This is a genomic window from Pedobacter kyonggii (assembly GCF_004310665.1).
Lineage (GTDB): Bacteria > Bacteroidota > Bacteroidia > Sphingobacteriales > Sphingobacteriaceae > Pedobacter > Pedobacter kyonggii.
This window is the reverse complement of the sequence record NZ_SIXF01000055.1, coordinates 1-10,547: the sequence shown is the minus strand read 5'-3', so window position 1 is coordinate 10,547 and position 10,547 is coordinate 1. Positions and strand designations below refer to the sequence as shown.

Below are 10,547 nucleotides of genomic sequence, written 5' to 3'. Positions count from 1 at the left end.
TCCAGAACAACCTGTCTTAAAGGTACACCTTTTTCTATAATGAGCCTTACAACTTCTTCTTTGAAATCAGAAGTAGACTTGATATTGGCTTGCTTGCGTAGCCCACTTTCACCATGGAGGTTATATTTCCGAACCCATTCCAATATCATGTCTTTGCTAATACGCCGTTCTCGGGATAGCCAAAGAATCGGCGTCCCTTTTATCACGTGAGAAACTATATCGAGCTTCTCCTCAAATGTGTGTTTGGTCATAAATGATAAACCCCAAAAGTTTTTGTCCAACTTTTGGGGTTCACTTCATATTTGGCAGCTTTTTGCATTTATTATTTTGTTGTTAATTAATAGTCATCTTTATGGCTATCATCTTCGAAGTTATCGCTATCAGAAAATTCATCTCCGAATTCGTCTTCTTCGCTTTCTTCATCTTCGTCTCGCTCTTCAGCATTGATGCCCATTTCGCCCATGGCTTCCAATTCGTCGGTATCTTCAGGTACAAAGTTCATTTCATTTAAGAAATCAAATTCGCTTGCAGCTGCCACTGCACCTCTTGGATCAACAGCCTGTGGGCTATTTTGCTCCATTATTTTTGGTGCCTCACCACTGCTTTTAGCTAAAAATGGGTATTCTATATTTGGATCGGCATCTAAAATTATTTTTACCAGCTCTACATGGAAATCATAAGGGCGATCGAAATTATAGATATAGTAAAACTTTTGATGCGGATCTTCAATAAAACCACTCAGCTTAGAATTCTCCATTAAAACTACACGGTCTTTTTTACGCTCACTTGGTAAATAAGCAATTTCATCACCTTTTAACCAATTATCGGTGCTTACGTAAAAAGACGAAGATTTTTCGGCATTATAACCCGTAGATCTGTGAATAGCCTTATGCAGGTCTTCAAACGTTTGGTTTGATTTAATGTCGATCTCTCTCACAACATCATCAAAATCTTCGAAAGTAATTCTAAATTTATAAATAGCCATTATAGTGTTTTGGAACCGTAAAAATAAAGTTAATTTATAATTACCACAAATATCAGGTGTTATAAAAAACATCCCAATTGCAGTGTTTCAGCAATTAAATTATTTATTAACAGGATTTAATCCCATTTGTTTTGCCTGATTGAGCATAAAATTAAATGCTTCTTGATAGTCGTTTGTAATATCGCCCTCTAATATGGCTTCGCGGATGGCATTTTTAATTAGGCCGACTTCTTTTCCCGCATCAAGACCAAAAGTTTCCATGATATCGTTACCTGAAATAGGGGGTTGCCAATTTCTAATTTTATCACGTTCTTCAACATCCTTAAGCTTTTGTTTAACCAACTCAAAGTTGTTTCTGTATTTAGCTTTTTTGTATTCGTTTTTAGTGGTTACATCGGCATTGCAAAGCAGCATCAAACTTTCAATTTCTTCTCCGGCATCAAAAAGTAATCTCCTTACAGCAGAATCGGTAACGGTTTCCTGCGCCAGAACAATCGGACGTAAATGAAGCTGTACCAATTTTTGCACATACTTCATCTTTTCGTTCAAAGGTAGTTTGAGCTGTGCAAATATTTTCGGAACCATTCTGGCCCCTCTGTCTTCGTGCCCGTGGAATGTCCAACCGTGGCCTTCTTCAAAACGTTTGGTTGCTGGTTTGGCAATATCATGTAAAATAGCCGCCCAACGCAACCATAAATCATCAGTGTCTGCGCAAATGTTATCTAATACTTCAAGTGTATGGTAAAAATTGTCTTTATGCCCTTTTCCCTTAATAATCTCTACACCATAAAGCTGTGCCATTTGAGGGAAAATAAGCTGCAATAAGCCTGTATCAAAAAGATGTTTAAAGCCTACAGAAGGTTTTTTAGAGAGGATGATTTTGTTCATCTCATCTGTTATCCGCTCTTTTGATACGATGGTAATACGCTGTTTTTGCGTTTTTATGGCATTTAGGGCAGCTGGATCGATGCTAAAATTAAGCTGCGAAGCAAAGCGGATTGCCCTCATCATGCGCAAAGGATCGTCAGAAAAAGTAATTTCCGGGTCGAGTGGGGTACGGATGAGCTTATCTTCTAAATCTTTAATCCCGTCAAACGGATCTAACAATTCACCAAAATGATCAGTATTTAAATTGATGGCCAAAGCATTGATGGTAAAATCTCTGCGCAGCTGGTCATCTTCTAAGGTGCCATCTTCAACAATTGGCTTGCGCGAATCAGAACGGTAAGATTCTTTCCGGGCGCCTACAAATTCGACTTCTAAATCCTGATATTTAATATTTGCTGTGCCAAAATTTTTAAAAACAGCGACTTTGGTGTTCAGTTTTCTACCTACTGCTTCAGCATATTCTATTCCACTGCCCACAACAACAACATCAATATCTTTTGAAGGGCGATCTAAAAATAAATCGCGTACAAAGCCTCCGATTACATATGCTTCGGTATTGTTCTTATCGGCAATTGTGGATAAGGTTTTAAATATTGGGTTTTGTAGGTGTACCCCTAAATCCCCTGAAGGGGACTTGGAGTTCCCTTCGTTTAAATCAGACTGCATATATAAGGGTAATTTATTTGTTCAAAATTAAGCAAAACATTTGGTCGGTAAAGACTATCAACGATTCAAAGCCCCTTTAGGGGTTGGGGTTTACTTGCGAATAAACTCAAACTGTCCACCCGGAGAAAGTTTCATAATGGTTGATGGTTTTCTGTTGGTCCGGTTTTCCTGTTCAAAGTCTACCACGTAATCAACAGCATCTATAATTTCAGGGTCTATATCGTCAAAGAACTTTGGCGAAGGCTGTCCGCTTAAATTTGCAGAGGTAGAAACTATAGGTTTCCTAAAGCGTTGGATTAATGGTGTGCAAAAATCGTGTTTAACAATTCTGATCCCTACGCTTCCATCCGTATTGATTACGTTTTGGGCTAAGTTTTTTGCCCCAGAGAAAATAACAGTTAAAGGATTTTCAGCATATTCAATTAAATCGTAAGCCACATCAGGTATTTCGGCAACATAACTTTGCAGTTTGCTATCCACATCCAATAATACGATTAAACTCTTTTCGGCAGGGCGGTTTTTTATTTTAAGCACTTTATCTACTGCTTCAGGATTTGTGGCATCGCAGCCTAAGCCCCAAATGGTGTCGGTAGGATAGAGGATCACCCCGCCCGATTTTAATACTTCAAAAGCTTTGTTAATCTCGTCTCTTAGCATGTTGCAAAGTTAATTTATTCAACGAAGTTTATAAGGAAGTAATGGAGGAAAAACTTCGATACACATTTATCATTCTAATCCGTAGACTGACAGCTATCTGATGGCTGTAAAATAAATCCTGTCTGATAGCCCCTCAGATTTACTTATTCAACGATTTAATCCAATTGTAAAATATTTAGTCATAGATATATAGCGTCAAAACATAGTCAAACAGAAATCGTTTTACACATAACAATCTGATTGTAAAAAATGTTAAATGATTTGCCATTTGGTTTCCAAAATCGTTATATTTATGTCAGGTTATTTATACAACAGCGCACAAAATGAGAACGACACAAAAATTATTAATGCTTTTTACTGTAGTATTGGCATTAGCAGGATGTACAACACTCCGCACCGCATCAGATTATGATAAAAATGTTGATTTAAGCGGTTACAAAACTTATAATTTTTACGATAAAGGCATAGCAAGGGTTAAGCTTAACAATCTGGATAAACGCAGATTAATAGCTGCGGTTGAATCTGAGATGAATGCCAAAGGATTTACGAAATCAGACCGACCTGATTTATTGGTGAATCTAGTGGTGGTTGCCCGAGAAAAAACAGATGTTTATGGACCAGGTTACTATGGTGGCTGGGGTTGGGGCTGGCGTGGAGGCTGGGGAAACCCTTTCTGGGGCGGCGGCGGAACCTATGTAAACCAATATATTGAAGGTACAATCATTATTGATTTCTTGGATCCTGCTAAAAAGATTTTATTCTGGCACGGACAGGGATCAGGTTTTAACCTAGATAGTTTCAATAAAAGAGAACAACGTCTGTACACTGGCGTAAAAGAAATATTGGCGCAATATCCACCAACTGTTACTGCTGCTAAATAATTTGTAGCGGTTACGTTAAAATATCTAAATAGCAATCCATTAATTGCTGAGTAACTACAGGGCTGTTGAATTTTTGAACAAATTCCAGCCCTTTTTCCTTCATTTCTTTTTGGAGCTGCGGTCTTTCAAGAATTTGATTAATGGCTTTTGCAAGTCCGTTAGCATCGTCAGGTGAAATGTATAAGCTATCTGGTCCGCCAGCTTCTTCCAGGCACGACCCAGTTGCTGCAACTACGGGAACCCCAGAATAGAGGGCTTCGATAATCGGAATGCCGAAACCTTCGTAAAAGGAAGGATAAACAAAAACATTTGCCATTTGATAAATACCAGGCAGATCGGCAAAAGGGATATTTTTTAAGAATAGAATTCTGTTTTTAAGGCCGAGTTTTTCAATTTCCTTCTCTACTGTTTTAAAATAAGCCGTTTGTTTGCCTATTACTACGAGTTTATATTCGTCATTAACCTCTTTTAATGCCTGTACAGCCAATTTAAGGTTCTTGCGCTCTTCAATGGTACCGACATTCAGGATGTACTTTTCAGGCAGTTTATAAGTTGCCTTGATGCGGCTTAAGGTTTCGTTAGGTAAACATGTTTTAAAACTGTCATCACAACTTTGGTAAATTACCTCAATTTTTTCAGGACTGATCCCATATAAATCAATAATGTCTTCTTTAGTTTTTTCGCTGATGGCGATAATTTTATTGGCCCGTTTACATGCAGATTTGCTTTTCCACTCGTATAATTTTCGGTCGATAAATTTATAATACTGAGGGAAACGAAGAAAAATTAAATCATGAATGGTAACGATCGATTTAATCCGGGTATGTTGTATGGCTAATGGAATTTCATGACTGAGCCCGTGATAAATCTGGCAACCATCTTGATTTAAATCTTTAAGGATATTTAGACTTCGCCATAAAAAAGGCCCGTTTTTTGGAAGCTTCAGTTCGATGTTTTCATTTGCGAGAAAAGCATCAATCTGTTTGGCCGGTTTTACTTTTGGAGCGTACACCAAATATTGGTGCTGAGGAAACTGATGTGCCAAATGCTCAATTAAAGACCGGCTGTAATTACCTAATCCTGTTAAGTTATTGGCAGCACGCTTGCCATCGTATCCAATCTTCATTAGAGGTGTAAGGTTTAAGGTAAAAGGTTTAAGGCTTTGGGTGTTACCTTACACCTTAAGCCCTATACCTTAAACCATTTATACTGCTACATTATTTTCTCTCAACGCATCGTTAAGCGAAGTTTTCTTATCTGTACTTTCTTTACGTTTACCAATAATTAAAGCACAAGGTACCTGGAATTCGCCAGCAGGGAATTTTTTAGTATAACTTCCTGGTATAACAACCGAACGTGCAGGAACAATTCCTTTATATTCTACTGGTGTAGGGCCGGTAACATCAATAATTTTAGTTGATGCAGTTAATACCACATTAGCACCTAAAACAGCTTCTCTTTCTACTTTAACACCTTCTACCACAATTGCCCTAGAGCCTAGAAATGCATCATCTTCGATAATAACCGGAGCAGCTTGTACAGGCTCTAAAACACCACCAATACCCACACCACCACTTAAGTGAACGCGTTTACCAATTTGTGCACAAGAACCAACAGTAGCCCAGGTATCAACCATAGTGCCTTCATCAACATAGGCACCAATGTTTACATACGATGGCATCATGATTACACCTTGTGCTAAAAACGAACCATAACGCGCACTTGCCATAGGAACAACACGTACACCGGTTGTTTTATAATCGGTTTTTAAATCCATTTTATCGTGGTAAACGAAAGGACCACTTTTAATTTCTTTCATCTCGCGAATCGGGAAATATAAAATTACTGCTTTCTTTACCCATTCATTAATGCCCCAAGAGTTTAAAACTGGCTCAGCAACGCGGATTTCACCCTTATCAAGGCCCATAATAACGGCTTCAATGGCTTCGCAATAGTTGCTATATTTTAAAAGGGTTCTATCCTCCCAAGCGGCTTCAATTAATTTCTTTAAATCTGAATACATGATGTTTTTAAATTTTACGCAAAATAAATCAATTTTTGCTTATTAAATGGTTAATTGTTTAAATTGTTTTGTAGATGGGTTAATTGTTTAAATCGTTTAAACTGGTTAACTGTGGTTAGGCGCATGTAACAGTTAACCGATTAACCAGTTTCTACAATTAACCAACTTAGGAATTAACCTAATTATGTATTTTTGAATTTTATGACAGAGACAGAAAAACTTAGGATAGATAAATATTTGTGGGCGATCAGGTTGTTTAAAACACGGAGCCTGGCTACTGATGCCTGTAAAGCGGGGAGGGTGAAACTCAAAGGGCAGAATATTAAACCTTCGGCTATTGTGAAAGTAGGTGAAGTTTATCAAGTATCGAAAGGGATCGAAAAGAAAATTATCGAGGTGGTGGAACTTTCGTACAACAGAACAGATTCGCCAACAGCCTTAACAAAATACAAAGATTTAACCCCTGTTGAAGAAACGCATGCTTTTAAATCGATGTTTCATGCACCAAATCTAAAACGCGATAGAGGAACAGGGCGGCCAACTAAAAAGGACCGGCGGGAAACTGACGATTTGATTGGCGGGATGTTTGAAGAGGAGGATTAGTTAGTCCTTAGTCTCTAGTCCTTAGTCGGATAGTTGCTTCTGATTAAATATTACCCCCCCCAGTCTTGAGCTTTAAGTCGTCCGCCGACTCATGACTTAGGACTATGGACTGAAGACTAAAATACCGCATCCGGTAACTCATCATTGCCGTTTTGCCCAGTTTTTCGATCAGTTTATAATTGGCGACTGCACCGACTGCTGCCCCTACAAATGGAAGCATCTGCGCAAGTTTGGCTAAATCAATATAATCACGGTACTGCTGTTGGAAGGTAAGCCAGTCAAATTCATCAATATTGGTAGGTAATTGATGGGCTTTATCATCCCAATCCTGCATTTTCATAAATATATTCTGGCTTTCTTCTTTGCTTGAAAAGGCCAGCTGGAAGATGTGTAAAATATATAAACGTTCGCGGTAATCTTTAACATCGTATCCGTAAACTGCTGCAATATCAAAAAGCATCTTCATCTTTATGCCCAGCAAGAGCGGAAAATCTGCCATGCTCATTAAAAAACCTCCTGCACCTGTAATTCCGCCTTCTGCAGCACCTGTTTTTTTATAGTTTTCTATCTTTTGCTTAATTAATGCCTCGCGGTGCATTAAGGTTAAATCGGTAATTGGTTTCGATGTGGTAAATGTCGAACCAAAAAGCACGGCCTTAACCATCTGTTTAATGGCGGATGTGATCGCGTTATGAACCTTATCAGGGATATAACTATTAATTTTTTTCTGAACTTTATCGGTTACCTTATTAAAAAGAGAAGGTTTCTGCAAGGTTTTAAACTTCCAGAAATCTAATTCTCCCGTTATTTTTTGTTCGTAGGTCATGCTTAATTACTACAATAATTATTCCTTAAAATTTAATATAAAATAACTTTGAAAAATAAAGAATAAACTATATATTTAGTTATCTGATAAAACTTAATCCTTTCATTATGAAAACCTTAAAATTATTATGCTTACTCGTATTTGCTGCTGGAGTAGCAAATGCACAAGGCGTGAAATTTTCTGCTAATACGCCTGCAGCAGGAAGTACAGTTAAATTTACCTACGACCCTAAGGGGACCAATCTCGAAAATTTGGCTGATGTAAAATGTACCAGTTATACTTTTTTTTCAAAATCGAATCCCAAAAGCACTAAAATTGAACTCACTAAAGATGGAGCGGTTTATAAAGGAGAAATCTCTACTCCAGATAGCGTTACGGTGGTTGGACTTGCTTTTTCGGTAGGCGATCAAAAAGATGAAGCGCCTGCCGGTTATGTTTTAGAATTCACTAAAGCGGGAAAAGTGCCAGCTGAAGCTTATCTTAACGAAGCTTTTTTGTATGGATTGGCAGGGAATTACTATTTGGGTCTTACTCTCGATCCAGAAAAGGCCGTTTCACTGTATAAACAAGCTTTTGCTTTAAAACCCGAGCTGAAAAAGAAAAATCTAAATCAATATCTGTCGCTGGAGTACAAAGCAGATAAAGACAAAGGAACAAAACTAATCAACGAGAATATTTCTGCATTAACGAAACTAAAAGAACCAAAAGAAGAAGATTTAGGTACAGCTTTAAGCCTTTACTCACTATTAAAGAAAAAAACTCAGGCTGATTCTGTTAAAGCCATCATAATTAAAAAATACCCCACAGGAAATTACGCCTGGAATGATGGTATGAATTCACTTTATGGTACAAAAGATTTTGCCACACAAATACAAAAGGCCGAAGAAATGATCGCCGCCTTTAAACTTGATCCAAGTAAAAAAGCAGATGAAAGTAGATTGAACTCAATTTATAGTATGCTGGCTAACAGCGCTGTAAAAGCTAAGGATTTGGGGAAATTTCAGGATTACGCCCAAAAGGTTACAGATAAAATGAGCAGGGCAAGTTTGTATAACAATAGTTTTGCCTGGCCCTCTGCTGAGAAAAAAGAGAATATCGAGCTTGCTGCTCAGCTTTCAAAACAGTCGCTAGAATTGATAGAAGCATCGAGAAATGATGAGAGGCCAAAATATTACAACACTAAAGAAGAATACCTCAAGTACTTAGACGGTGCTTACGGTATGTATGCTGATACTTATGGACTGTTGCTATATCATCAGGGGAAATTTAAAGAGGCTTTGGCTATGCAAGAGAAGGCCATTCCTTTATATGCAACAGTTCCGCCCGATGTATCGTCTCGTTATGTAACTTATTTAATTAAGGATGGCCAGGATGATAAAGCTTATAGTGAGGCTGAAAAATTAATTAAAGAGGGGAAAGGCAATGATTCGCTAAAGAACGAATTTAAAATGCTTTATACTAAACTAAAGAAAGATGGAACTTACGAAACTTACCTGGCCAATTTAGAAAAAGCTGCATTAGAAAAAGAGCGGGCTGAATGGACCAAAAAAATGATCAATGTTCCGGCACCTGCATTCTCATTAATTAACCTTAAAGGCGAAACCGTAAGTCTAGCCAGTTTGAAAGGAAAGATTGTGATTTTAGATTACTGGGCAACCTGGTGCGGACCTTGCGTGTCTTCTTTCCCAGGTATGCAAAAAGCCTTAAATAAATATGCTAGTAACCCAAATGTAGTATTCCTGTTTGTAAATACCTGGCAAACAGAGGAGAATAGAGAAAAATTGGTAACTGATTTTATTGCTGCTAAGAAATACAATTTTAATGTGCTGTACGATACCAAAAATGTAAAAGACCCTTCCAAATTTGATGTGGTAAGCGCCTATAAAGTTGATGGAATCCCAACCAAATTTGTGATTGATGGGGATGGTAATATCAGGTTTAAAGCTGTAGGATTCTCTGGCTCTGATGATGGTGTGGTGAAAGAAATAGATTCGATGATCGGTTTGCTGGCAGGAAAAGAATCGAGCAAATAAACAATGGTTTTAATGAGAGGAGAAGTTGTATCATAAATATAGATTTGTCATCCTGAGCTTGTCGAAGGACCTGCTTAAATACGCTTTAGGGTGTTTCGATAGGTTCAACATGACAGCATCTGAGGTGAACCGCCTTTATGATACAATCTCTTTCTATTTAATATTCTATCCTCATTGGTGAGGTTTCCCATAGCTTAAAAGCTGCCAGGGCTTCATCACGCATCAGCTGGATAACCGGCAGGCTTCTGTTTTCCATGGGTTTGTCCAACTCTTCGTAAATAAATTTATCACTAAAACCAATGTGCTCGGCATCAGCTTTGGTATTTGCATAATAAATCGTGTCGATTTTTGCCCAATAAATTGCACCTAAACACATTGGGCAAGGCTCGCAACTGGTGTAAATTACACAACCGCTTAAGTCGAAAGTATTTAATTCGGTACAGGCCAGCCTAATGGCCGAAACCTCCGCATGTGCAGTTGGGTCGTTGGTAGAAGTTACCTTATTTGCCGATTTGGCAATCAACTTCCCATCTTTTACCACTACAGCTCCAAAAGGCCCGCCAATGCTTTCGCTCACATTTTGTACAGATAGCTCGATTGCCATCTGCATATATTCCTGATGTTGATTGTCCATATTAATTTGGTCTTTTATAAAAAACAGCACAAAAAAAATGCCCCGATTTATAGAGGGCACTGAAAAAGTTACCTCCTTTAGTGGGTTAACTTTGAAAATCGATCAGGTGAAACATGTTTTCACTTGATCGATTTTTTATTTAAGGGTTTTTATTTTCTAGTCTGGAAGTTTGCTTCTGTGTGCTGATATGGGAATATGAAGTTTTGGGTCTTTATTTGACGCTATTTTGGCTTCTAGATAGCTAATTTGATGATTCTTTTCAGGTTTACAGTGAAAATAGCAAGTGCACCCTGCATTTCCATACCATCTATTCCATAGGCTATTGCCCGTCCATATCCGTGAACGTTTTTT

At 38.0% G+C, this 10,547-nt stretch carries 11 protein-coding genes; 3 read left to right on the top strand and 8 right to left on the bottom strand.

Going from position 1 to position 10,547, the window contains the following annotated elements; translation table 11 throughout:
* The 4 genes from EYS08_RS25265 to EYS08_RS25250 all read right to left on the bottom strand — a co-directional run.
* A partial coding sequence (locus EYS08_RS25265) for a helix-turn-helix domain-containing protein (protein WP_131032410.1) occupies positions 1-251 on the bottom strand: 251 nt, incomplete at its 3' end.
* An 86-nt stretch (positions 252-337) separates the two neighbouring features.
* On the bottom strand, positions 338-985 hold the full coding sequence (locus EYS08_RS25260) for an IS1096 element passenger TnpR family protein (RefSeq protein ID WP_131032668.1): 648 nt from the start codon (positions 983-985) through the stop codon (positions 338-340).
* Between the two features lie 99 nt (positions 986-1,084).
* Entirely contained in the window at positions 1,085-2,539 is a 1,455-nt protein-coding gene (locus EYS08_RS25255; RefSeq protein ID WP_131032667.1) for a CCA tRNA nucleotidyltransferase, read from the bottom strand.
* Positions 2,540-2,629: 90 nt separating this feature from the next.
* Positions 2,630-3,196: an L-threonylcarbamoyladenylate synthase gene (locus tag EYS08_RS25250; RefSeq protein ID WP_131032666.1), complete on the bottom strand. Its 567-nt coding sequence runs from the start codon at positions 3,194-3,196 to the stop codon at positions 2,630-2,632.
* A 323-nt stretch (positions 3,197-3,519) separates the two neighbouring features.
* Between EYS08_RS25250 and EYS08_RS25245 the strand changes: the two genes are divergently transcribed.
* A complete protein-coding gene (locus tag EYS08_RS25245) occupies positions 3,520-4,077 on the top strand; it encodes a DUF4136 domain-containing protein (protein ID WP_131032665.1) in 558 nt (185 codons plus the stop codon).
* 10 nt (positions 4,078-4,087) lie between these two features.
* Here the strand turns inward: EYS08_RS25245 and EYS08_RS25240 are convergent, their stop codons facing one another.
* On the bottom strand, positions 4,088-5,203 hold the full coding sequence (locus EYS08_RS25240) for a glycosyltransferase family 4 protein (protein WP_131032664.1): 1,116 nt from the start codon (positions 5,201-5,203) through the stop codon (positions 4,088-4,090).
* 78 nt (positions 5,204-5,281) lie between these two features.
* A complete protein-coding gene (locus EYS08_RS25235; protein WP_208745952.1) occupies positions 5,282-6,100 on the bottom strand; it encodes a 2,3,4,5-tetrahydropyridine-2,6-dicarboxylate N-succinyltransferase in 819 nt (272 codons plus the stop codon).
* Between the two features lie 201 nt (positions 6,101-6,301).
* Between EYS08_RS25235 and EYS08_RS25230 the strand changes: the two genes are divergently transcribed.
* The gene (locus EYS08_RS25230; RefSeq protein WP_029279693.1) at positions 6,302-6,703 is read left to right on the top strand and encodes an RNA-binding S4 domain-containing protein; all 402 of its coding nucleotides are present in this window, start codon (positions 6,302-6,304) and stop codon (positions 6,701-6,703) included.
* A gap of 43 nt (positions 6,704-6,746) precedes the next feature.
* Here the strand turns inward: EYS08_RS25230 and EYS08_RS25225 are convergent, their stop codons facing one another.
* On the bottom strand, positions 6,747-7,529 hold the full coding sequence (locus EYS08_RS25225) for an EcsC family protein (RefSeq protein ID WP_131032662.1): 783 nt from the start codon (positions 7,527-7,529) through the stop codon (positions 6,747-6,749).
* 107 nt (positions 7,530-7,636) lie between these two features.
* Here EYS08_RS25225 and EYS08_RS25220 point away from each other — a divergent pair, with 107 nt between their 5' ends.
* Positions 7,637-9,562 carry a redoxin domain-containing protein gene (locus EYS08_RS25220; protein ID WP_131032661.1) on the top strand — a complete coding sequence of 642 codons (1,926 nt, stop codon included), beginning with the start codon at positions 7,637-7,639 and terminating at the stop codon, positions 9,560-9,562.
* Between the two features lie 157 nt (positions 9,563-9,719).
* On the opposite strand, the gene EYS08_RS25215 is transcribed toward EYS08_RS25220, so the two are convergent.
* Positions 9,720-10,196, bottom strand: coding sequence for a nucleoside deaminase (locus EYS08_RS25215; protein ID WP_131032660.1), 477 nt, complete (start codon positions 10,194-10,196; stop codon positions 9,720-9,722).
* Positions 10,197-10,547 lie beyond the last annotated feature (351 nt).

Bases quoted from the DNA above. Each gene is read 5' to 3' on its own strand.
- EYS08_RS25225 (WP_131032662.1), bottom strand. From the start codon at position 7,529: ATGACCTACGAACAAAAAATAACGGGAGAATTAGATTTCTGGAAGTTT.
- EYS08_RS25255 (WP_131032667.1), bottom strand. From the start codon at position 2,539: ATGCAGTCTGATTTAAACGAAGGGAACTCCAAGTCCCCTTCAGGGGAT.
- EYS08_RS25215 (WP_131032660.1), bottom strand. From the start codon at position 10,196: ATGGACAATCAACATCAGGAATATATGCAGATGGCAATCGAGCTATCT.
- EYS08_RS25235 (WP_208745952.1), bottom strand. From the start codon at position 6,100: ATGTATTCAGATTTAAAGAAATTAATTGAAGCCGCTTGGGAGGATAGA.
- EYS08_RS25260 (WP_131032668.1), bottom strand. From the start codon at position 985: ATGGCTATTTATAAATTTAGAATTACTTTCGAAGATTTTGATGATGTT.
- EYS08_RS25250 (WP_131032666.1), bottom strand. From the start codon at position 3,196: ATGCTAAGAGACGAGATTAACAAAGCTTTTGAAGTATTAAAATCGGGC.
- EYS08_RS25240 (WP_131032664.1), bottom strand. From the start codon at position 5,203: ATGAAGATTGGATACGATGGCAAGCGTGCTGCCAATAACTTAACAGGA.
- EYS08_RS25220 (WP_131032661.1), top strand. From the start codon at position 7,637: ATGAAAACCTTAAAATTATTATGCTTACTCGTATTTGCTGCTGGAGTA.
- EYS08_RS25245 (WP_131032665.1), top strand. From the start codon at position 3,520: ATGAGAACGACACAAAAATTATTAATGCTTTTTACTGTAGTATTGGCA.
- EYS08_RS25230 (WP_029279693.1), top strand. From the start codon at position 6,302: ATGACAGAGACAGAAAAACTTAGGATAGATAAATATTTGTGGGCGATC.